The sequence below is a fragment of the Prevotella sp. TF12-30 genome, from assembly GCF_003436715.1.
Classification (GTDB): domain Bacteria; phylum Bacteroidota; class Bacteroidia; order Bacteroidales; family Bacteroidaceae; genus Prevotella; species Prevotella copri_A.
The window spans coordinates 1-23194 of record NZ_QSQJ01000029.1; the positions used below are offsets into that span (position 1 = coordinate 1).

The 23194-nt window shown below is 45.5% G+C and carries 17 protein-coding genes; 11 read left to right on the plus strand and 6 right to left on the minus strand.

From position 1 onward, the window contains the following. Window positions 1–32 precede the first annotated feature (32 nt). The 6 genes from DXD25_RS10970 (at window position 33) to DXD25_RS10995 (ending at window position 10778) form a co-directional block, all read left to right on the plus strand. Entirely contained in the window at window positions 33–245 is a 213-nt protein-coding gene (locus DXD25_RS10970) for a hypothetical protein (RefSeq protein ID WP_117663538.1), read from the plus strand. Next, the gene (locus tag DXD25_RS10975; RefSeq protein ID WP_117663539.1) at window positions 223–1209 is read left to right on the plus strand and encodes a site-specific integrase; all 987 of its coding nucleotides are present in this window, start codon (window positions 223–225) and stop codon (window positions 1207–1209) included. The genes DXD25_RS10970 and DXD25_RS10975 overlap by 23 nt, the downstream gene beginning before the upstream one ends. A 379-nt stretch (window positions 1210–1588) precedes the next feature. Continuing rightward, on the plus strand, window positions 1589–3694 hold the full coding sequence (locus DXD25_RS10980; protein ID WP_117663540.1) for a DUF5686 family protein: 2106 nt from the start codon (window positions 1589–1591) through the stop codon (window positions 3692–3694). Between the two features lie 51 nt (window positions 3695–3745). After that, window positions 3746–7012, plus strand: coding sequence for an exodeoxyribonuclease V subunit beta (locus tag DXD25_RS10985; RefSeq protein ID WP_117663541.1), 3267 nt, complete (start codon window positions 3746–3748; stop codon window positions 7010–7012). A gap of 41 nt (window positions 7013–7053) precedes the next feature. Beyond that, a complete protein-coding gene (locus DXD25_RS10990; RefSeq protein ID WP_117663542.1) occupies window positions 7054–9990 on the plus strand; it encodes a PD-(D/E)XK nuclease family protein in 2937 nt (978 codons plus the stop codon). 170 nt (window positions 9991–10160) lie between these two features. Then, the gene (locus DXD25_RS10995; RefSeq protein WP_117663543.1) at window positions 10161–10778 is read left to right on the plus strand and encodes a sigma-70 family RNA polymerase sigma factor; all 618 of its coding nucleotides are present in this window, start codon (window positions 10161–10163) and stop codon (window positions 10776–10778) included. A 126-nt stretch (window positions 10779–10904) separates the two neighbouring features. Here DXD25_RS10995 and DXD25_RS11000 read toward each other — a convergent pair whose 3' ends face one another. Continuing rightward, window positions 10905–11324: a helix-turn-helix domain-containing protein gene (locus DXD25_RS11000; protein WP_089542465.1), complete on the minus strand. Its 420-nt coding sequence runs from the start codon at window positions 11322–11324 to the stop codon at window positions 10905–10907. A 185-nt stretch (window positions 11325–11509) separates the two neighbouring features. On the opposite strand from DXD25_RS11000, the gene DXD25_RS11005 reads away from it, so the two are divergent. The 5 genes from DXD25_RS11005 to DXD25_RS11025 all read left to right on the plus strand — a co-directional run bounded on the left by DXD25_RS11005 (window position 11510) and on the right by DXD25_RS11025 (window position 17243). Next, complete coding sequence (locus tag DXD25_RS11005) at window positions 11510–13417, plus strand: LTA synthase family protein (RefSeq protein ID WP_117663544.1); 1908 nt, start codon at window positions 11510–11512, stop codon at window positions 13415–13417. A 63-nt stretch (window positions 13418–13480) separates the two neighbouring features. Next, window positions 13481–14170 (plus strand): phosphatase PAP2 family protein, encoded by a 690-nt coding sequence (locus tag DXD25_RS11010; RefSeq protein ID WP_117663545.1) that lies wholly within the window; start codon window positions 13481–13483, stop codon window positions 14168–14170. 45 nt (window positions 14171–14215) lie between these two features. Continuing rightward, window positions 14216–14608 carry a hypothetical protein gene (locus DXD25_RS11015; protein WP_117663546.1) on the plus strand — a complete coding sequence of 131 codons (393 nt, stop codon included), beginning with the start codon at window positions 14216–14218 and terminating at the stop codon, window positions 14606–14608. 260 nt (window positions 14609–14868) lie between these two features. Beyond that, a complete protein-coding gene (locus DXD25_RS11020; protein ID WP_117663547.1) occupies window positions 14869–16587 on the plus strand; it encodes a glutamine--tRNA ligase/YqeY domain fusion protein in 1719 nt (572 codons plus the stop codon). Window positions 16588–16601: 14 nt separating this feature from the next. After that, window positions 16602–17243: a DedA family protein gene (locus DXD25_RS11025; protein ID WP_256625989.1), complete on the plus strand. Its 642-nt coding sequence runs from the start codon at window positions 16602–16604 to the stop codon at window positions 17241–17243. Between the two features lie 92 nt (window positions 17244–17335). Here DXD25_RS11025 and DXD25_RS11030 read toward each other — a convergent pair whose 3' ends face one another. From DXD25_RS11030 to aspS, 5 genes are all read right to left on the minus strand, one after another. Continuing rightward, window positions 17336–18406 (minus strand): mannose-1-phosphate guanylyltransferase, encoded by a 1071-nt coding sequence (locus DXD25_RS11030; RefSeq protein ID WP_117663549.1) that lies wholly within the window; start codon window positions 18404–18406, stop codon window positions 17336–17338. A gap of 141 nt (window positions 18407–18547) precedes the next feature. Further along, window positions 18548–20035, minus strand: a complete 1488-nt coding sequence (locus DXD25_RS11035) for a xylulokinase (RefSeq protein WP_117663550.1) — start codon at window positions 20033–20035, stop codon at window positions 18548–18550. 448 nt (window positions 20036–20483) lie between these two features. Then, the gene (locus DXD25_RS11040) at window positions 20484–20828 is read right to left on the minus strand and encodes a hypothetical protein (protein WP_117663551.1); all 345 of its coding nucleotides are present in this window, start codon (window positions 20826–20828) and stop codon (window positions 20484–20486) included. Window positions 20829–20933: 105 nt separating this feature from the next. Then, the gene (locus DXD25_RS11045) at window positions 20934–21248 is read right to left on the minus strand and encodes a winged helix-turn-helix domain-containing protein (RefSeq protein WP_117663552.1); all 315 of its coding nucleotides are present in this window, start codon (window positions 21246–21248) and stop codon (window positions 20934–20936) included. Between the two features lie 182 nt (window positions 21249–21430). Beyond that, on the minus strand, window positions 21431–23188 hold the full coding sequence (gene aspS / locus DXD25_RS11050) for an aspartate--tRNA ligase (protein ID WP_117663553.1): 1758 nt from the start codon (window positions 23186–23188) through the stop codon (window positions 21431–21433). Window positions 23189–23194: the final 6 nt, after the last annotated feature.

A 23194-nucleotide genomic window follows, 5' to 3' on the forward strand; every position in this document is an offset into this window, starting at 1 on the left:
ACTAAAAAAGCATTTTTTAAACAACAAACGATATGATGAAGTTTTCATTCTTTAGCCGAATCAAGAAATTCGCAGTAAACGCACGCAAAAAATCAAAAGGTATTACATTAGGAGAGTTTACCCGAAGCTATGCGGATGAAAGACGCAAGGAAGGAGAGAAAATGTATGAAGGAAGATGCGGCAGCATTCAACTAAAAAAGCATTTTTTAAACAACAAACGATATGATGAAGATTTCATTCTTTAGCCGAATCATAAAATTCGCAGTAAACGCACGTAAGAAATCAAAAGGTATTACATTAGGGGCATTCACAAGAAACTATGCGGAAGCCAGACACAGGGAAGGAGAGAAAATGTATGAAGGAAGATGCGGCAGCATTCTGAGCATGCTGAAGCACCTGGAAGAATCCGGCATAAGCAACATTCCGCTGAAAAAGGTGGATGTGGAAACCGTCAAGCAGTTTATCGACTACCTACGCTCTGCCCACGACCTGCATAAAAACATGAAGACACCCAGAAAACTATCCGACAGCACCATCCATCTGAAGGTGAATATCCTGAAATCGGTATTGAGAGAAGCCGTGAGACAGGGATTGCTGGATCAGAACCCGTTCGACCTGCTGCCAAGCAGCTACAGAATCCATCCACACTATAAGGAAAAGGAAACACTGACCATGGAAGATCTCATCACGCTGAAACAGACACCCTGCAAGACTCCACAATTAAAGGAGGCAGTATTGCTGAGCAGTCTTACAGGACTCAGGAAAAGCGATATCCTGAGTCTGAACCATGACGACATCATAGAGATAGAAGGTACACCTTATATATATAAGAAGATCAGAAAGACGCAGCGCTGGCACAAGGTTCCGCTCTCCGACCTCGCCTACCAGATAGTGCAGCAGCTGGAGAAAGACATCAAAGAGCCGGGAGGCTACTTCTTCTCCCAGCTCTCATCCCACCATCTGAGCGAGCATCTGAAAGTATGGCTGGAGGACTGCCATATCACCTGCAAGCACTTCACCTTCCATTGCCTACGCCATACCTGCGCCTCGCTATTGCTGGCGCAGGGCACCGACCTATATACTATCTCCACACTGCTGGGTCATAGAAACATCAGTACCACGCAGCGCTATGCGCATATCTCAGAGAAAAGACTAGCCAGCGCCACTCATCTGCTGAGCCATGACCTTACGGCTGCCGTAGCCTGCTAAAAAGCTATGTAAATATTATTCTAAACGAATAAAAAACTTCTCAAACACCCGTAAAATGGGGGAAGAAGAGATTCTATTTTTTCCCTTAAGGGTTTTTATATTTTCCCTTAAGGAAAAAAAGATTTTTCCTTAAGGGTTTGAAAATATCTCCTTAAGGGATTTTTACGAAGCATTTATCTTGTAAAGATAATATAACAACCGTAAGACGAATACTCATGCCCATAGGGGTACTTCTATGGGTGCAGAGTAGTTACAAGATCATTTTTATAGGATAAAAAAGTATAATATCAAGCTAAAAGTTTGGACTTTCAAGATATTTACATTAACTTTGCAATCGGGTGTGGCAACTCAGCCTCACCCGATTTTTTTATAGATAAATATGAAGATACAACTGATTCGCATCATAGCGGCTGTCATCCTTTTGACTATCAGCTTTCCTCTGACAACAGAAGCCAGAAGAGTGAAGGCTAAGGACGCCATCACAGACTCCGTGATGCAGCGTATCTTCTGTTATGCCCAAAAGATAGATACCACGGGAAGAGGAAGCAATACGAGCTATGCCTACACCAAATTCCAGATGCGTACCAACAAGCGAAACGCCACCCTGGCTCTCGTTCCTACCATGTACGCCATCTCCTACGGTGCAGGTAGAAAGTTCATCAGCGAATTCTACAACCGCATCGAAGTGAATGAGAAGGGAGCACCTGTCATCCACCGACTGCTCAATCTCAGTACCATTCCACACCGCAAAAGCACGATGAGCGCTGCGCTCAACTACATGACGCCGAATGTGTATGGAGAAAACCTTTTTCAGGAGAACATCCTCTCCCCTTTCCATCGTTCCAACAGACGATACTACAAGTACTCCGTCACGCCACTGCTCTATGGTATGGCTCAGGTTTACGCCTACCCACGCATCAAAAACACCCAGCTGGTAGAAACCAGGGCGATCGTCCGCATCCAAAACGGACAGATTCAGATGTGCGACTTCGAGGGAGAATACGATATGACCCGTTTCTACATCTCCGTGACGATGGGCAAGAAAGGCTACAAGTCGCTGGGACCAGTCAAGTGTGACATGCGCGCCAACTTCAGTTTCATGGGCAATAAGATTACCGGCAAATACACCACCATATACGATCTGCCAAAAGTTCTGGAAGATACCATCAAGAATAGCGCAGATACCGCCATGATGTCAAAAGTACGCCCCATCAAGCTGAACACCGATGAGGAAATGATCTATCGCATCTATTACGACAGACAGGAAGAGCGAAAAAGGAAAGCTGCAGCACAGGGAGAAAAGAAGAAAGATTTCGCAAAAGATGTGCTCTGGGATATCGTGGGCGATAACCTGCTGAACAGAATTTCCAGCGACTTCGGCAAAAAGCAGCAGGGCTATTTCCGCATCGACCCATTGTTCAATCCATTATATATGGGATATTCGGAATCCAAGGGTGTGGTGTATAAGTTCAAGATCAACGGACAGTATGCCTTCAATGACAACATCCAGCTTTCAGCCGGAATAAAAGGCGGTTACAGTTTCCGCCAGCATCGTTTCTACTACAGTATTCCTGTCAGACTCAACTACAATACCCGTCACGAGGGTTATCTGCAGCTGGAAATCGGTAACGGCAACCGCATCAATACCAACAAGCTGGCTCGCCAGGCGTTGGGATACATGGATCCGAAAGACAGCATCGGAGGGTTCTCTCCATCGGAGATACCTTCTCTTCTGATGGGAAAATCCACCTTTACGGAATTCAAGGATAATTACATGCGACTCACCAACCACTGGCGCCTCTCCCCACATTGGGCGATGGAACTGGGAATGGTAGCGCACAACCGCATTGCCATCCGTCCGGATTTCTATCAATCCATAGGCTATCCGGATAAATACAAGTCTGTGGCTCCAGCCATCGGAATAGAATGGAGACCTAAAGCAGAGAAAGGCATCGTGCTGAAACTCGACTATGAGCAAGGTTTCAAAAAACTGCTGGGCAGCAACATCGACTACGGAAGAGCCGAGTTTGATGCCCAGACGATTCTCTATTCTTCCCGCAGACGATCGTACTCGATGCGTTTCGGAACAGGTTTCTATACCCGAAGAGGAGCACACTGGGACTTCGTAGATTACACCAACTTCCACGACAATAACATTCCGGGAGGCTGGAACGATGAATGGTCGGGCGATTTCGAACTGCTGTCGTCTTACTGGTATAATGCCAGCAACTATTACCTGCGTGCCAACTTCACCTATGAATCTCCGATGATTCTTGCCGCCTGGCTTCCGCTGATAGGCAGATATGTAGAATCAGAAAGACTCTATACCAGCGGTCTGGTGGTAAAACACCTCTACCCTTATACAGAATGGGGCTATGGTGTAAGCACGCGTCTGATATCGCTCGGCTTCTTCGCAGCATTCAGACAGGGAAAGTTTGATGGCGTAGGCTGCCGCTTCGGCTTCGAACTTTTCAGAAACTGGTAGAATCCGCTACGGGATATTCCCCTATCAATCAAGAAATAAAAAGAACAATATATGAATTCACAACTCACCGTTTACAAGGCAAGTGCGGGCTCGGGTAAGACCTTTACCCTTGCCCGCGAATACATGACCCTGGTGATAGACAATCCTCACGCCTATCGCACCATCCTGGCTGTAACCTTTACCAACAAGGCTACAGAAGAGATGAAACTGCGTATTCTCGGACAGCTCTATGGCATTGCCCACGAGCTGCCCGAATCAGATCAGTATCTGGTACAGATACATGCCGCACTCCCCCATCTTTCGGAAAAACAGATTAGAAAGAATGCGGAAGAGGCTTTGCGCCTGCTCATCCACAACTACAACTATTTCAGAGTAGAAACCATCGACACCTTCTTTCAGAGTGTCTTGCGAAATCTGGCACGAGAACTCGACCTCACAGCCAACCTGCGTATCGGGCTGAACGATTATCAGGTGGAACAGCAAGCTGTGGATGAACTGATAGAAAGTCTGGAAAGCACCGACAAACTGCTTTTCTGGATCATGGATTACATCAAGGAAAACATCGCAGACGACAAGAGTTGGAATGTGATTGGTCAGATCAAGTCGTTCGGTGAACACATCTTCCGTGATTACTACAAGGAGCACGCCGACGAGCTGTCAAAACGAATGGAAGAAGAAGGCTTCTTCGAAGCATTCAAAGACAAGATGAAGGATACCCGAAACCAGGCTAAAGAAAAATTCGAAGAAATCGCAGCTTCCTTTTTCGATGCGCTGGAAGAGGAAGGATATTCGGCCGATGACCTCAACAACAAGACAAGGGGTATCTGGAGCTACTTCAATAAATTGAGAAATGGAAAATACGGAGACGATGACGTCAAAAACATGACTTTAGCAAAATGCTTGGATAATCCGGAAAACTGGGTCAAGAAGTCGGAAGTCAAGAACAATTTTCCACTCTATCAGCATGTGGTGAATGTTCTACATCCTATCCTCCAGGTCTCGGAAAAGCACCGCCATATGCTCGAAAGAATGTACAAGAGCGCCAACCTCACCATCAAGCACCTCAACCAGCTGCGCCTCTTGGGCAGCATAGACAAGAAGGTGAGAGAAATGAACCAGGAGGCTAACCGCTTCCTGCTCAGCGACACACAGACATTGCTTCACTCACTCATCCAAGGCAGCGACTCTCCTTTCATCTTCGAGAAAATCGGTACCCAGCTGAACCACGTGATGATAGACGAGTTTCAGGATACCAGCACCATACAGTGGAAGAACTTCAAGGTGCTGCTGGAAGAAACGATGAGCCGCGAAGATGCAGGCAACCTGATTGTAGGAGATGTAAAACAGAGTATCTACCGCTGGCGCTCAGGCGACTGGCGACTTCTCAACAACATAGAAGATCAGTTTGAGAATCCGAAGAAACAACTGGATGTAGAGACCCTTGCCACCAACTATCGCTCAGACCGCAATGTCATCAACTTCAACAATGCCTTCTTCGTAGAAGCCGCCCAGCAAGAATATAACGAACTGGCAGAAACGATACCGGAAACTGCCCAACAACTGCTTACAGCCTATGCCGATGTAGAACAGAAAGTTCCGGAGAAGAAAAAGGTGCAGGGATATGTTGAAGTGAGACTTCTCAAGACACAGGAGGACGATGAAGAAAATGATGCAGAAAATAAAGAAGACCGCATGATGCAACTCTGTCTGCAGACAGTAGATGAGTTGACAGCGCGTGGTGTTCCCACCCACCGTATCGCTATCCTCGTGCGCAACAACCGCACCATCCAGGATATCGCAGCCTACTTTATGGAGCATTCAGACTATGAGATGGTTTCAGACGAAGCATTCCGCCTCGACGCTTCGCAGGCAGTACAGATACTCATCACAGCCCTGAAGCTGCTGATGCACCCTGCCGACGATATTGCCCGCGCCACACTCTTGAAGTTTGCCCATACTTATCTCGATGATGAAAAGGTGGTTGAGCTGATTACAGAGAATCGTCAGGAATTGCTGGAGATGCCTCTACTCGACCTGACCGAAAGACTGTTTACGGAACTTCACCTTGGCGAGATAGAAGATATGAAAGTGCAAAGTGCCTACGTATGTGCCTTCTACGACAAGTTGAATTCCTTCCTGACAGACAACAGCAGCGACATCGAGGCGTTTCTCCAGGAATGGGAAAACAATCTCCACGAAAAAAGCATCCATAGTGACGGCATCGAGGGCATCCGACTCATCACCATCCACAAGAGTAAGGGACTGGAATTCGACCATGTCATCATGCCATACTGCGACTGGCAGCTGGAGAAAGCCAATACCATCTGGTGTACTCCTCAGGAAGCTCCTTACAACGAACTCCCTCTGGTACCTGTAGATTTCAGTGCCAAGCAGATGAAGGGAAGCATCTATGAAGATGACTACCATCACGAACATCTGCAGAACATCGTAGATAATCTGAACCTGCTCTATGTGGCATTCACCAGAGCCAGTCATAATCTCTATGTCTTCGGCAAACGCGCATCTACAGCCTACCGTTCGGGAATCATCGAAAAATCACTGGAAAAAGTTGCTGAGAAGCTGAAGCAAAATGCAGAGAAAGAAGCATACGAAATGCTTACCGACGCGGTAAATGTAGAGTTGGAAGGCATCGGTACAGACAGTAAGACCAACGACATCATCTTTAAATATGGCGAACCGGTGGTACCCAAGCAAAAAGTAAAGATGGAGATGAAAATCAACAGAAATGTCTTTACCATGCCTGCAGAAATGATGCAGATAGATATCAATGTATCACCTAAGCTTCCAGAATTCAGACAGAGTAACAAGAGCCGCGATCTCATCAAAGGAGATGAACAGGAAGAACAGCAGAAATTCTATATCAAGATGGGTACAGTACTGCACAGTCTCTTCTCTACCATCCGCACAAGAGATGATATTGAAGGAGCACTGAAACAGCTGGAACTTGATGGAGTTCTCTACGATGAAAACATCTCGCGAGACAGAGTGGAGAAGATGATTCGCAAACGTCTGGAATCAGACAAGGTAAGCGACTGGTTCTCTGACCGATGGAATGTTTTCAATGAGTGTTCCATCATCAGCACAGACAAGGACGGAAACATGGTAGAGCATCGCCCAGACCGAGTGATGAAAGATGAGCACGAAACCGTGGTGGTAGATTTCAAATTCGGTAAACCGAAGCCGGAATACCACGACCAGATAAAAGGCTATATGAAGCTGCTCGAAAGTATGGGACATGCTCATGTCAAGGGATACCTCTGGTATGTTTATCCGAACAAAATAGAAGAAGTATTATAGATGAATAAAAGAAATGCAAAGATAATAAAAAACAATATACAATGAAAGCATTCTTGAAAACAGTAGCCCAGGATATGCTGGCAAAATACGGCACCAACATGAGCGACATCGCAGTGGTTTTTCCAAACAAACGTGCAGCGCTCTTCCTCAATACCTATCTGGCGCAATTGGCCGGCAAGCCGATCTGGACTCCCACATACATCACCATCAGCGACCTCTTCCGCCGGCACTCCGACCTGAAGGTTGCTGACCCAATCAAGTCTATCTGCGACCTGCACAAGGTATTCGTAGCATGCACAGGCATTGATGAGACCCTCGATCACTTTTACGGTTGGGGGCAGCTCCTCCTTGCCGATTTTGACGATGTAGATAAGAACATGGTAGATGCCAAACTGCTCTTTGCCAATCTGAGTGACATCCATGAACTCGACGATGTTTCTTATCTCACAGACTATCAGAAAGCAATGATCAAGAAATTCTTCAGCAATTTCTCTGATGATCACAATACAGAACTGAAGAAGCGATTCCTGCAGTTATGGTCACATTTCTACGATATCTACGTAGGATTCAACCAGAAACTGGCCGAACAGCAACTGGCTTATGAAGGAGCACTCTATCGCAAGGTAGTAAACGATGAAAATATAGACTTCCATTACAAGAAGTATCTCTTCATCGGTTTCAATATGATGCAGATCGTAGAACAGACACTATGCGACCGACTGATGAAACAGGGCAAAGCCCTTTTCTACTGGGATTACGACAAGTACTATATGGAGGGACAAAATGAAGCCGGCCACTACATCCGTCAGTATCTGAAGCACTATCCCAACGAACTTGCCAGCTATCCGCAGAAAGACATCTACGACAACATGTCGAAGAACAAGGATATCACCTACATATCCGCACCAACAGAGAACATCCAGGCCAGATACGTAAACGCCTGGCTCAAGGAGCACAACCGCTACAAGATGGGGCGCAATGTAGCCATCGTACTGAGCGACGAAAACCTCTTGCAGAGTGTGATACATTCACTTCCGGAAGAGGTGAAAAGCGTCAATATCACGATAGGCTATCCTTTGCAGCAAACACCTTTCTACAGTCTCATCCAGCAGCTCATCCAGTTGCAGGGAATAGGTCATCCACAGCATAGCGAGACCTACCGTCTTCATTATGTGCTCACAGCATTGCGCCATCCCTATACGAGATTCATCAGCTCTCGATATACCGACCTGCTTGAAAAGCTGGAAGAGCAGAAACGCTTCTACCCTTCGCGCGATTTCCTCAGCATGGATGGAGACGAAGGACTATCCCTGCTTTTCAGAAACCTGGAAGAGCAGACGGCAGAAGCCACGCAAAACAGCTACAACAAGCAGCTCATCAGCTACTTGCTTGATATTCTGCGCATGATAGGAACCCAGGCAAAGGATTTGAATGATCCGTTATTCCACGAATCACTCTATCGCACCTACACCCTACTCAACCGCCTGCAGGAACTCATCACATCCGGCGACCTAGAGGTAGATACCATCACTCTGGAACGACTGATACAGCAGCTCATCCAGACCACAAGCATACCATTTCATGGCGAGCCGGCAGAAGGAATACAGGTAATGGGTGTACTCGAAACCAGAAACCTCGATTTCGATCATATTCTGGTTCTATCCTGCAACGAAGGCAAAATTCCAAAGGGCGTGAACGATTCTTCATTCATCCCTTACTCCCTGCGCAAAGCTTACGGTCTCACCACCGTAGAAAACAAGGTAGCCATCTTTGCCTACTACTTTCACAGTATGTTGCAGCGTGCCCACGACATCACGCTTACCTACAACAATGCTACGGAAGATGGTCAATCGGGCGAGATGAGCAGATTCATGCTCCAGCTGATGGTAGAAAGTCAGCATCCTATTGTTCGCAAGACCCTCATCGCTGGTCAGAAACCCCTTCGCCCGGCATACGACGAAGAGCCAAAGACCGAAGAAGTGATGAAGGTACTTGACGACGTAAGAATGCTCACACCTACTTTTCTCAATACATACCAGAGATGTCAGAAGCAGTTCTATTATAAATATGTAAAGGGATTGCTGGAGCCGGATGAAATTGATGAAGACGAAGTAGATAACCGCATCTTCGGAAATATTTTCCATCGGGCAGCCGAACTTTTCTACTATGGCTTTGCCAGCAAGAGCGATATCCAGACAGATGAGAAAGGAAAGCAGCAGCTCATCCGCCCAATCGTCATCACTGCAGACATCCTGGACCAGGCAATGAAGGATAAGATGCTGGTAGATAGACTGGTAGATCAGGCCTTCAGAGAAGAGCTCTTCAAGGTAGGCAACAACGACTATCATCCGAAATACAACGGTCTGCAACTCATCAACAAGGAGGTAATAGCCAGCTATTTGCGACAGCTCATCTCCATAGACCGGCGCCAGACACCATTTACCATCATCGGTATGGAATTGGTAGTTTCAGATACACTGAAAGTCAACACAAGCAGGGGCGAAAAGCAGTTCAGGATCGGTGGTTTCATTGACCGTCTGGATGCCATTTCTCCTATATCGAACATCTCTGAACGCATCAGAGTCATCGATTACAAGACGGGAAGAGCACAGACAACCCATCCTAAGGATATAGATGAGATGTTCTCGGCAACTCCCCAGGCACTGAGCAAGCATACGGATTATTATCTGCAGGCTTTCCTCTACTCGATGATCATCAAGAACAGCAAAAGATACAATTCAGCACAGGATCCCGTATCACCAGGCTTGCTGTTCATACAGAATGCAGGTGCAGAAGACTACGACCCAACCCTAAAACTAGGCAGGGAAAAGATAGAAGATATCACACCGTATGAAGAAGACTTTATGGAGCATCTCCGCAGTCTGATTGCCGACATCTACAATCCCGCATTGCCACTGCGCCCTACCAGCGACAAGAAACGCTGCGAGTATTGTCCGTACGCCGGACTATGCAAATAGGTATTGCAGAATGTTAAAATGAGAAATATTTGGGAGCAAAATTTGTTTCTTCAAATATTTCTCTGTATTTTTGCAGTAGAGAGAGCACACTACGCAATCACGCAAGAGTTTCTCTCGGCAGAAAATTGCATCATAAACATCATTCATGAATTAAAAGACCCAAAGGAGATATGACAGAGAAAGAAATCAATAAGTTGGTAAGCGATAACATCAACTACGTAAAATCGGTAGCCAACCACTATCGTGGTAATGGTGTTGACTTCGATGACTTGGTTAGCGAAGGAACTTTGGCGATGCTCACGGCAGCTCAAAAATACGATGCCGAACGCGGTTCGCAGTTTGTGGCTTATGCATCCCCTTTCATTCGCAAGGCGATGCAGCAGACAATCGACAAGCAGGCAGCACTCTATCGTGTACCAAAGGATCAGAAAAAGCATGCTCCACGCAATGCTGCAAAAGCTGTCTCCATCGATGCCCCTATCAGTGAGGGAAACAAGTACACCCTACTCGACATCCTGATCAACAAGGATGCCCAGCCGGCAGACGACAATACGGCTTTCTCCCAGATGCTCAACGACTTGGAACGTTGCGTTAGAGAACTGGAAGAACGCGACCGCATAGTCATCTCTAAGTTCTATGGTATAGGAATGGCACATGAAACACTGGCAGAAATTGCAGAAGACCTGCAGCTGAAACGAGAGCGTGTACGCCAGATCAGAGACAAGGCGATACGCCAGATATCAAAGAATACAACCAGTAAGGTGCTCAAGCATTTTTTAAGAAAATAAAGTCTGATGATGATCTCTCTTAAATGCCAGCGAATATAGATTGTAATACAAAATAAAAATGGCTGTACAAGAAACTGTCCTGTACAGCCATTTTTATATGAGCGGCATTGCTTCTATAAGACGCAGTTACTTATGCTGTGAATGTTCGAGGCGATACTGACGTGGGGTTATGCCCAGACGCTTGTAAAAGTTTGCATAGAAACTTTGACGAGTGCTGAATCCAGCCATCTCACTGATATCTTCCACGCTCATCTTTGCGTAGCGCTTATCTGTGAGCAGCGACATTGCATCGTTCACACGATAATCATTAACCAACTCTGAATAATTCTTGTGGAATCGAGTTGCACACACTGCTGAAATATAACGAGAGTTCGTGCTCAGGTCCTCAGCCAACTTCTTAGAGTTGTACTCAGGATCCTTGTATTTTCTCTCCGTTACAATCAGACGGATAATCTCATCACGGAGGCGGTCTTTAGTCTCCTCACTCAGCAAGGTTTGATATCTTGCTGACTTCTCTTTTTTGGGTTGAATGTTATACTTAGCCATAATGCGTAATAAATTAATACAACAAAGATACGGCAAAATTATTAAACTACCAAATTTTTTGGCACTTTTTTGAAAAAAACTATAAAAATAATTGTCTATCTCGAAAATTATTCCTAATTTTGCATACAGATACATTATTAATATAGAAATTTTAAACATTAAATATAGAAAAGTTCAACGTTCGTATGAAGCAAATTATATGGTTTGTTAAGACTTATGCTACGTTTGTAGTATTGTTTGTTTTGCAGAAGCCGCTGTTCCTCTTTTTGGAAAAGGGTTCTGCCACACAACCTGTCGACAATATCTTCACGGAGTTGCCTGCCGTTATCTGGCATGGACTTCCACTCGATTTATCGATGGCTGGTTACTTATCTGTGATTCCTGGTTTTCTTTCCATTGCCGTGGTATGGCTGAAAAGAGAGCTGGTTAAACCAATTATGAACATCTACTTCATAATTGCCTCACTTTTCATCACTTGCAGTTTCCTGCTTAACGCAAGTCTTTATCCATACTGGAAGTATCCATTGGACAGTACTCCACTCTTCTACTTCTTCACTTCACCGGCTGACGCCATCGCCAGTGTAAGCATCTGGCAAGTGATTCTTTCAATTGTCATATTGATAGTTCTGACCATTGGAGTTTGGTTCACATTGCGAATGCGAGGCGAGAAACGCCAGCAATACAGTCGCTATGCCTACGGATATGGAGGACTCGGAAGTGGTAAAAGAAATCGATTCGATGACTTCGACCGCCATCGTGGCCGTACATCCATCATACTCCTCCTGCTCACAGGCTTACTCTTCCTGCCTATCAGAGGTGGTATCACCGTTTCTACGATGAACACAGGACAGGCATACTACAGTCAGAACGCCTATCTGAACCACTCAGCCGTGAATCCGCTGTTCAGCCTCCTGGAATCGATTACTCACCAGGAAGACTTCGCCTCACAGTATCGCTTCATGAAAGATAAAGAGGCTGACAAGATATTCGCTACGATGACAAGTACAAGCGATGAGAACACCTACCCTTTACTCAATGAGGCAACCTTCAAGAAGGGAACTCCTGATATTCTCATTGTCATCATGGAAAGTTTTGCCAGCGACATCATGCCATCCATGGGCTCATACAAGGATGTTGCAGTATGCCTGGATTCCATCGCCCAGCAGAGTATCCTCTTCACAAGATTCTATGCCAACAGTTTCCGCACAGACAGAGGTATGGTTTCCATATTGAGCGGCTATCCTGCACAGCCCACAACCAGCATCATGCGCTATCCACGCAAGACTAGCCAGTTGCCATCCATAGCCCGCAACCTGGCGAAATACAAGAATTACAAAACCACCTATTATTATGGTGGAGATGCAGATTTTTGCAACATGCGCTCCTATCTTGTTTCTCAGGGTTATCAGCATATCATTTCTGATGCCAACTTCCCGATAGAAGACAAGCTGAGCAAATGGGGTGTGCCAGACCATATCGTAGCAGCCAGAATGATGGAAGACATCAAGGCACAGCAGAATGAGAAGCGTCCTATGCTGAGAATATTGCAGACTTCCAGCAGCCACGAGCCTTTCGAGGTGCCTTATCACAGATTGAAAGACAAGCGTCTGAATGCTTTCGCCTACACCGACAGCGTAATGGGTGCTATCGTCAGGGAATACCGCAAACTGCCAAGATGGAAGAATACGCTTATCGTGTTCGTACCAGACCATGTGGGAGGTTACAAGGAAAATCTGAACGATCACGACCGTAGCCGTTACCAGATTCCACTCATCCTGGCAGGTGGAGCTATCTCGCGCCCTATGAAAGTAGGCATCATCGGTTCACAGCATGACATTGCAGCCACCCTGCTCGGTCAGCTGGGAGTAGAGCACAGGGAATTCACTTTCAGTAAGAACATGATGAGTGATGCCACACCTAAATTCGCATTCTTTGCGGTGAACGATGCATTTGGTATTGTTTCAGAAGAGAACTCGCTCATCTACGACAACAGAGCCAAGCGAATCGTATATGACAAAGGCGAAAAAGGCTTTAATCTGAAACGAGGTCAAGCCTATCTCCAGAAGCTATACGATGACTTAGCCAAGAAATAGGCAACATATTGAATGACAGTAAAAAAGAGAATATAAATATCAACAAAAATAGTAAAGGCAACAATGCTAGAACTCATTCATTATCTGGAACAGATAGACACAGCGATATTGCTATTTCTCAATGGCATGCACTGTGAACTATTCGATTACTTCATGGTTTTGGTGAGCAACCGATTCACATGGGTTCCATTTTATGCTGCGTTCATCTTCGTGATGATTAAGAATTTCCACTGGAAGGTAACGATAGTCACTATTCTAGCAGTAGCGCTCCTCGTATTGCTCTGTGACCAGACAGCATCAGGCTTACTCAAGCCATTGGTAAGACGTCTCCGCCCAAGCAACCTGGACAACTCCATATCCTATATGGTACACGTGGTTGATGGATACCGGGGCGGCAGATACGGATTTCCTTCCTCCCACTCCGCCAACTCGTGGGGCGTAGCCATATTCGCCATGTATCTGGTAAGAAACAGGAAGCTAAGTATATTCCTGACATTCTGGGCTGCACTGGTAACATATTCTCGTGCCTATCTGGGAGTACATTATCCTGGCGATTTGCTGGTAGGAGTTTTTATTGGCTTCGTTATGGCATCGATTGTATTCTATGCCTATAACCGTTGGGCAAGATCATACACCCAGGAGTTTCAGAACGGCAAGAAAAACATCCAGTATGATTATCTCCCCATATCAGTAGGACTGATCAGCATAGCAGCAATGTTTGCTACAAGTCTGATTATGCTTTTCACATCCTAAAGAAAGTAATATTTTCAAAACATCAATAATTAAAAGATCAAGATTATGAAGAAACTTACATTGATGGCTATTGCCATGGGTATGCTTGCCTTCACAGCATGCACAGAAAAGAAACCAGCTGCTGCCCCTGCAGCTCAGGTAGAAGAGGTGGTTACAGACTCAGCATTCCAGCAGGCTGTTGCTGGTGAATACAAGAGTGCTGACGGAAAGCGCATCATTACTGTCAACGCAGACTTTACAGTAAAGACCACTGGTCTTGACAAGGACTACTTCAAGTGGGATATGGATGTCAAGCCACAGGGTCCATCTGCCAGCATCAACCTCATTCGCAAGGGTCTCGATGCAGAAGTAAAGGATATGGTATCTGTTGATACAGAAGAAGGAACTCTCATCGTTAAGAACGAGACTTACAGAAAGGCAGTAGAAGAGAAGAAGTAATTCTTCCATCTGAAACATATTCATCATAAGCTGAGCGCCTCCACACCATTGTGGAGGCGCTTTCTTTGCATTTTGGGGCGCTTTCTTTAACTGTTATTCACTATATTTTTCCCCTCAGGAAACATTTTTTCTTACTTTCCTACATTTCTTCTTAAATTTCGAGCCAAAGAATTTCCGTACTTATAATAAAATTTGTATCTTTGCACCATCAAACGAGAAAAATACTGGTTTTAGAAAATAATAAAGTAATTCTATAGAATATGGCAATTAATGAAGAAAACAAAATCGAGGAGAAAACAAAGAGCATCTCTTTCGTAGAACAGTTGGTTGAGGAAGACCTCAAGGAAGGTAAGAACGCTGGTCGAATCCAGACCCGTTTTCCACCAGAGCCTAACGGCTACCTTCACATCGGTCATGCCAAGGCCATCTGCATGGACTTCGGTGTAGCCGAAAAATACAAGGGTGTCTGCAACCTCAGATTTGATGACACCAACCCAAGTAAGGAAAACAACGAATACGTAGAAAATATCCTCCAAGACATCCAGTGGCTCGGCTTTAAGTGGGGCAACATCTATTATGCTTCAGACTACTTTGAGAAGTTGTGGGAGTTTGCTGTATGGATGATCAAGAAGGGACATGCTTATGTCGACGAGCAGACTGCAGAGGAAATTGCAGCCCAGAAGGGTACTCCTACAACCCCTGGTACTGCCAGCCCATATCGCGACCGTCCTATTGAGGAAAGCCTTGCTCTCTTTGAGAAAATGAACACTCCTGAGGCTGTAGAAGGAAGTATGGTACTTCGTGCGAAGCTTGACATGGCTAATCCAAACATGCACTTCCGCGACCCAATCATGTACCGCATCATCCAGACTCCTCACCACCGTACAGGTACCAAGTGGCACGCTTATCCAATGTACGACTTCGCACACGGACAGAGCGACTATTTCGAGGGTGTTACCCACTCTATCTGTACCTTGGAGTTTGTTCCTCACCGTCCACTCTACGACAAGTTCGTCGACTTCCTGAAGGAGATGGATGGCAGCGATGACGTATTGAACGATAACCGTCCTCGCCAGATTGAGTTCAACCGCTTGAACCTCACTTATACAGTAATGAGCAAGCGTAAGCTCCATACTCTGGTAGATGAGCACCTGGTAAATGGATGGGATGATCCTCGTATGCCAACACTTTGCGGTATGCGTCGCCGCGGTTATTCACCTGAAAGTATCCGCATGTTCATCGACAGCATCGGTTATACCAAGTTCGATGCCCTCAATGATATGGCTCTTCTGGAGGCTTCAGTTCGTGAGGACTTGAACAAGAAGGCTTGCCGTGTAAGTGCCGTACTCGACCCAGTGAAACTCGTCATCACCAATTATCCAGAGGGTGAGAGCGAGGAGATGGAGGCAATCAATAACCCAGAGAACGAGGCAGATGGCACACATACCATTACCTTCTCAAAGAACCTCTGGATTGAGCGTGCCGACTTTATGGAGGATGCTCCAAAGAAGTTCTTCCGTATGACTCCTGGAAAGGAAGTTCGCTTGAAGAATGCCTATATCGTGAAGTGTACAGGCTGTACCAAGGACGAGAACGGTGTCATCACAGAGATTCAGGCAGAATACGACCCTATCAGCAAGAGCGGAATGGAAGGTGCCAACCGCAAGGTGAAAGGTACTCTTCACTGGGTATCTGCCGACCACTGCGTAAAGGCAGAAGTACGCGAGTACGACCGTCTCTTCGCCATCGAAAACCCATCTGCTGACGAGCGCGACTTCCGTGAATTGCTCAACCCAGAGAGCTACCACGATTTCAAGGAGTGCTATGTAGAGGAATATGCTGCAACTAAGAAGCCGGGAGAGTATCTCCAGTTCCAGCGCATCGGTTACTTCATGGCTGACCTTGACACTACTGATGAGATGCCTGTATTCAACAAGACTGTTGGCTTGAAGGATACTTGGGCTAAGCAGAATAAGTAATATAATTAATAATTATGAATACAGCAGATCTTTTTCTTTGGATTCTGGATAACTTGAATTATTGGGTGGTTGCACTGTTTATGGCAATTGAAAGCTCTTTCATTCCTTTCCCATCCGAGGTGGTTGTTCCACCTGCAGCCTGGAAAGCTATGGATCCAAACAGCGGAATGTCGTTTATTCTGGTCATCGTGTTTGCTACCATCGGTGCAGACCTGGGTGCCCTCATCAACTACTATTTGGCTAAATGGGTAGGTCGCCCTATCATCTATCGCTTTGCTGATAGCCGAATCGGTCACATGTGCCTGATCGACCGCCAAAAGGTGGAAGTAGCTGAGGAGTATTTCCGCAAGCATGGTGCAGCCTCTACCATTTTTGGAAGATTGGTGCCAGCCGTTCGCCAGCTCATCAGTATTCCTGCAGGACTTGCCGGAATGCACGTGGGCAAGTTCCTGCTCTACACCACTATCGGTGCAGGTGTATGGAACACCGTATTGGCAGCCATCGGTTGGGGTATCTACGAATACACCGACTATAAGACAACCCATGACGTTTATCAGCAGGCTGTACAGTATAGCCACGAGATTGGTTATGTCATCTTAGCATTGGCTGTAGTCGTCGTAGCCTTTATTGCCTATAAGGGTATCAAGAAGAAATAAACTTCTTTCAGAAGCACATATATACAAAAAAAACTCTCCATTGAGGTTCAAACTTCAATGGAGAGTTTTTTTGTATATATAGATATCAATCATTACTTCTCACTACCTGAGAAAATCTTGATTCGCTGTTCCTCAGACAATTTGCAGATAAGCAACGTTCCGTCTTCCTCTGCTACAATATAGCCATCCAGGCCCTGGATAACAACCTTCTTCTCATTCATGGTATGAACGATATTGTTCTTGGATTCCACCATCTGGATATTATCTCCAATCAGTGCATTGCCATACATATCCTTATGGCTCTGTGCCAGGAGGCTTCCCCAAGTACCGAGGTCACTCCATCCAAAGTCGGCAGGCATCACGAAGATTTCCTCCGCTTTCTCCATGATAGCATAGTCAACAGAGATATTCTCGCACTCAGGATAACGCAGATCAATTTCAGCCTGCTCCTTGTCTGTACCATAAATACTGCGCATGCTCTCGAAAATCTTGGCAATGCTTGGCTGGTAAACACGGAAGGCATTGACGATGGTTGCGGCACTCATCACGAAGATACCGGCATTCCAGAAGAAACTCTTATCTTGAACATATTGAGTAGCTGTCTCCAAATTTGGTTTTTCCCTGAACTGATCAACACGGAAGATTTCCTTGTTACGGGCTGAAGGGGTACGGAGATCTGCCTGAATATAGCCATAACCTGTCTCTGGGCGGGTAGGCTTCATTCCCAAAGTAACGATGCTGTCAGTCTCACCAGTAAACTTCAAGGCAGATGTTATCACCCTTCTGAATTCGTTGGCATTGGTAACGATATGATCGGAAGGAGATACAACGATATTTGCATGAGGATCCTTTTCCTTGATTCGCCAGCTGATATAGGCGATGCAAGGAGCTGTGTTTCTTCTGCATGGTTCCTGCAGAATATTACCCTCAGGAATCTCAGGCAACTGCTCGTGAACCAGGGCTGCATACTTTTTATTGGTTACTACCCAAACATTCTCCGGGTCACAGACACCCTCAAAACGATCGAATGTAAGCTGTAAAAGTGTACGACCTGTTCCTAAGACATCAATAAACTGCTTAGGCTTGTCCACGGTACTCATAGGCCAGAATCTACTGCCTACTCCACCTGCCATAATTACCAAATGATTATTTTTATGAGCCATATTTATACCTTTTTATATAATATTCCGCAAAAGTAATAAAAATAATTGGTTTAAACAAATAAAGGATGGAAAATTATTCCATCCTTTACCATATTTTGAAAAAACTCGGTTTTTCGAACACTTCCAGTATCAATGCAAAGCTTAGAGCTTTCCAAGTTCAGCCTTCCAGTCAGCATAAGCCTCAAGATAAGCACTGCGATTTGCCTCATCAGGCTCAATTACCGCCAATTTCTTAAGAGATGCAAACGCCTCATCGTGATCCTTATAGATACCCGCACCGATACCAGCTCCCTTGGCAGCACCAGCACTACCATCGGTCTCGTAAAGTTCGATGGTTGCACCACTCACACCTGCCAGGGTATCACGGAACAGAGGACTGAGGAACATGTTTGCCTTTCCTGCATGAACCTTCTTGATATCCATACCCATCTGCTGCATAATCTCCATACCATAGCAGAAACTGAATACGATACCTTCCTGTGCAGCTCTTACGATATGGGCACGATTATGCTTGGTAAAGCTCAAGCCACGGATAGAACAGCCCACTTCACGATTTTCCAATACGCGCTCTGCTCCATTTCCAAAAGGAATAATCTTCACACCATCGCTGCCAATAGGCACACCGGCTGCCATATCGTTCATATCTGCATAGCTTACATCAGGCGTGATGTTACGATGTACCCAAGCATTCAGGATACCAGTACCATTTATACAGAGCAACACTCCCAAGCGGTCGAGTTCCGTTGTATAGTTAACATGTGCGAAGGTATTGACACGACTCTTTGGATCGTAATTGACTTCACCGAGCACACCATAGACAACTCCGGAAGTACCTGCGGTGCTGGCAATCTCACCAGGATTGAACACATTCAGGCTGACAGCATTATTAGGCTGGTCACCTGCACGGTAAGAGATAGGAGTTCCCTCCTTCAGACCAAGTTCCTCAGCGGCAGCCTTGCAGACTACGCTCTGAACAGAGAAGGTAGGAACAATATTTGCGAGCATACTCTCATCGAATCCGAAATAATCAAGCAGGAACTTGGCTGGTTTCTTTGCCTTGAAGTCCCACATCATACCTTCAGAAAGTCCGCTGATAGTAGTCTGTGCCTCACCGGATAGTTTCATCGCCAGATAATCACCAGGGAGCATAATCTTATCTATCTTATCGAAGAGCTCAGGTTCATTCTCCTTAACCCACGCCAGTTTGGAAGCGGTAAAGTTACCTGGAGAATTGAGCAGATTACGCAAGCAGAGTTCCTCGCCTAAATCATGGAATGCTTTCTCGCCATAGGGAACTGCACGGGAATCGCACCAGATGATGGATGGACGCAAAACCTGCTGGTTCTTATCCACACAAACCAGACCATGCATCTGATAGGAAATACCAATAGCAAGAATATCCTCACCCTTGGCTCCACACTCCGCCATAATCTTCTTGAGAGCCAACTTGGCATTGTCCCACCACATTTGCGGATCCTGCTCTGCCCATCCTGCCTTTACTGCCATGATAGGTGCTTCATGATCAGGATAGAATGCAGAAGCAACAATCTCACCACTATCTACATCTGTAAGAGATGCCTTTACAGAACTTGAACCAACGTCAAAACCTAATAAATATCTTCTAGCCATTTGTCCGTTATTTAAAATTGTTTGTTATTACTAAACCTAAAGTATAGAAATGCATTTGATAGAAATGCTCTTTCCATTACTCATCATACAAATATAATACGAACAAACTGATAGATTCCCCCCAATAAAAAAGCAATCAAATAAGTTGGTGCCCAACAGGTGTATTTCACTCGCACATCAGCTGTTGTGCAAGCGCATATCAGCTGTTATGCAAGCGCACAACAGCTGTTGTGCGGTTGGAAAAGCCTACGAACCCGAAAACAAGAATTAATTCTTCAGACAACTTCCATTGCTTCTTCAGACAACTTCTATTGCTCCTTTCGATAACTTACATAGCTTCGTTAGACAACGCAACTAACTTCATTAGACAACGCAACTAACTTCGTTAGACAACGTAACTAACTTAGTTAGATAACGTAACTTAGTTAGATAACTTACCAGACTTCTATCAATTACCAAAGAGATCAAGCTCCTGCGATTGCTTGCTGTTCTCGCAGTCATCCTCCTCTTTCTGTATAGAGGCAGAAGAGAAATCAAGCATCAGCTGCTGCATAGCCGAACTCTTATAGTTGATACGGTAAACTCCATATCCCTTGCCTTTCTCTATAATAGAAGTTGGGTTCTTGGAATTCTTGATGAGATACTGAGAAACAAAACCATACACATATTTATAATCTAGAGGAGTAAAAATCGAGTTACAAGAATTATAAACATGACGGACAATCTTCTCCAACTTGAGACCTTGACTGCCGGCTTGTACCAAAACGTTGAATATTTCTTGTTCTAATTTCATATAAATTATGCTAGATGGTTATGGTGAAAAGAATTTTGAATAAAAAACAGAAAAGCCGCAGTTTCTTCCACTAAGTTAAGAAACTGCGGCTCTTAAGGTTCTTATTTAAGCGAGAGCTACCTTGTTGTCCTCTTCCTTAATCTTACCCTCTTTGAAGAGCCATCCGATACCAAGGATAGCATCCTCAACACTAATCTTTGCCTGCTTAGCAATCTCCTCCAAAGAGAGAGACTGTTCTGCTGCTGCCAATGCCTGGTAAACATCACCAGCACGGAAACCTGCGTTCTCAGCAGTCAAATAGATAACTTCCTTCTTAGCTGTAGAAGTCTTCTTTGTAGCTGTAGCAGTCTTTGCTGCTGTAGCCTTCTTAGTAGCTGTCTTCTTGGCAGCTGTCTTAGTTGTTGCTTTCTTTTCTACCATGTCTTTAGTAATAATTTGTTCTGAGAAATGTTTGTTTCGTAAGCATTTCCTTAATTATTCTGGTTGCAAAATTAAAAAAAATAATTTAAATTTTAGCATTTTAAAGCAGAAAAGTGCTTGTACACAAGAAGTTGCACCGCATTTTTTGACTTACATCAAGATAAATGCGGTGCAATTGATAATTAATCCTTCAAATCAAGCTTAATCTCCAGCTCATCAAGCTGCTTTGGGTCCAGCTCTGAAGGAGCATCAAGCATCACGTCGCGACCTGAATTGTTCTTTGGGAATGCGATGCAGTCGCGGATACTGTCGAGACCAGCCATAATGCTCACGAAGCGGTCAAGACCGAAAGCAAGACCTGCGTGAGGTGGTGCTCCATACTTGAAGGCGTTCATCAGGAAGCCGAACTGAGCCTCAGCACGCTCTGGCGTGAAACCGAGAACCTCGAACATCTTCTCCTGCAACTGAGTATCGTGGATACGGAGAGAACCTCCACCCACTTCGATACCATTGCAGACGAAGTCGTATGCCTTGGCACGAACCTGCTCTGGATGCTCATCGAGCAATGGGATATCATCAGGATTTGGCATGGTGAATGGATGGTGTGTTGCCATCAGGCGCTGCTCCTCATCACTCCACTCGAAGAGAGGGAAATCAACAATCCAAAGACACTTGAACACATTCTTGTCACGCAAGCCCAGACGATCACCCATCTCAAGGCGGAGTGAGCAAAGCTGGATACGAGTCTTATTGGCATTGTCACCACTCAAAATCAATACGAGGTCGCCATCGTTGGCACCCATTACAGTCTTGATTTCTGCAAGCTCCTCTGGAGAATAGAACTTATCGATGCTACTCTTCACAGTGCCGTCTGCATTATACTTGATATATACCAAACCCTTGGCACCTACCTGTGGACGCTTTACGAAGTCGGTCAACTCGTTCAACTGCTTGCGGCTATAGTCCGCACAACCAGGAACACAGATACCACCAATATACTTAGCCTCATCGAATACAGAGAAGTTACCCTTGCCTGTGAAAGCATCCTTCAACTCTACAAACTCCATACCGAAGCGAAGGTCTGGCTTATCGCTACCGAAACGGCGCATAGCCTCATGCCATGTCATCTGCTCCAGCTTAGGAAGCTCTACGCCACGAATCTCCTTGAAGAGATGGCGAGCCATTTCCTCGAAAAGATCGATAACATCGTCCTGATCTACGAAGCTCATCTCGCAGTCGATCTGAGTAAACTCAGGCTGACGGTCTGCACGGAGGTCCTCATCACGGAAGCACTTGGCAATCTGGAAGTAGCGGTCGAAACCTGCTACCATCAGGAGCTGCTTCAGTGTCTGAGGGCTCTGTGGAAGAGCATAGAACTGACCAGGATTCATACGAGAAGGAACAACGAAGTCGCGAGCACCTTCTGGTGTACTACCGATGAGGATAGGAGTTTCAACCTCCATGAAGTTCTGTGAATCGAGGAAGTTGCGAATCAAGATACACATACGATGACGCAACTCCAAATTCTTGCGAACCGCAGGACGGCGCAAATCGAGATAGCGATACTTCATGCGAATATCATCACCGCCATCAGTATTATCTTCGATAGTGAAAGGAGGAGTCTGACTCTGAGAGAGCACATTCAGCTCCTTTACCAGGATTTCAATATCACCAGTATCCATTTTAGGATTCTTGCTCTGTCGCTCACTAACTGTACCCTTGATCTGGATGCAATATTCACGACCCAGCTTATTGGCAGCATCACACAAGGCCTTATCATCTGCCTCGTTGAAAACCAACTGTGTGATACCATAACGGTCGCGCAAGTCAACGAATGTCATACCACCCATCTTTCTTGAGCGCTGTACCCATCCGGCAAGTGTAACTTCCTTGCCAGCATCAGAGAGACGAAGCTCTCCACAAGTTTGTGTTCTGTACATACCTTA

Bases quoted from the DNA above. Each gene is read 5' to 3' on its own strand.
- DXD25_RS10990 (WP_117663542.1), top strand. From the start codon at position 7,054: ATGAAAGCATTCTTGAAAACAGTAGCCCAGGATATGCTGGCAAAATAC.
- DXD25_RS10980 (WP_117663540.1), top strand. From the start codon at position 1,589: ATGAAGATACAACTGATTCGCATCATAGCGGCTGTCATCCTTTTGACT.
- DXD25_RS10985 (WP_117663541.1), top strand. From the start codon at position 3,746: ATGAATTCACAACTCACCGTTTACAAGGCAAGTGCGGGCTCGGGTAAG.
- DXD25_RS11020 (WP_117663547.1), top strand. From the start codon at position 14,869: ATGGCAATTAATGAAGAAAACAAAATCGAGGAGAAAACAAAGAGCATC.
- DXD25_RS10970 (WP_117663538.1), top strand. From the start codon at position 33: ATGATGAAGTTTTCATTCTTTAGCCGAATCAAGAAATTCGCAGTAAAC.
- DXD25_RS11035 (WP_117663550.1), bottom strand. From the start codon at position 20,035: ATGGCTAGAAGATATTTATTAGGTTTTGACGTTGGTTCAAGTTCTGTA.
- DXD25_RS11045 (WP_117663552.1), bottom strand. From the start codon at position 21,248: ATGGTAGAAAAGAAAGCAACAACTAAGACAGCTGCCAAGAAGACAGCT.
- DXD25_RS11015 (WP_117663546.1), top strand. From the start codon at position 14,216: ATGAAGAAACTTACATTGATGGCTATTGCCATGGGTATGCTTGCCTTC.
- DXD25_RS10975 (WP_117663539.1), top strand. From the start codon at position 223: ATGATGAAGATTTCATTCTTTAGCCGAATCATAAAATTCGCAGTAAAC.
- DXD25_RS11030 (WP_117663549.1), bottom strand. From the start codon at position 18,406: ATGGCTCATAAAAATAATCATTTGGTAATTATGGCAGGTGGAGTAGGC.
- DXD25_RS11000 (WP_089542465.1), bottom strand. From the start codon at position 11,324: ATGGCTAAGTATAACATTCAACCCAAAAAAGAGAAGTCAGCAAGATAT.
- DXD25_RS11010 (WP_117663545.1), top strand. From the start codon at position 13,481: ATGCTAGAACTCATTCATTATCTGGAACAGATAGACACAGCGATATTG.
- DXD25_RS11025 (WP_256625989.1), top strand. From the start codon at position 16,602: ATGAATACAGCAGATCTTTTTCTTTGGATTCTGGATAACTTGAATTAT.
- DXD25_RS10995 (WP_117663543.1), top strand. From the start codon at position 10,161: ATGACAGAGAAAGAAATCAATAAGTTGGTAAGCGATAACATCAACTAC.
- aspS (WP_117663553.1), bottom strand. From the start codon at position 23,188: ATGTACAGAACACAAACTTGTGGAGAGCTTCGTCTCTCTGATGCTGGC.
- DXD25_RS11005 (WP_117663544.1), top strand. From the start codon at position 11,510: ATGAAGCAAATTATATGGTTTGTTAAGACTTATGCTACGTTTGTAGTA.
- DXD25_RS11040 (WP_117663551.1), bottom strand. From the start codon at position 20,828: ATGAAATTAGAACAAGAAATATTCAACGTTTTGGTACAAGCCGGCAGT.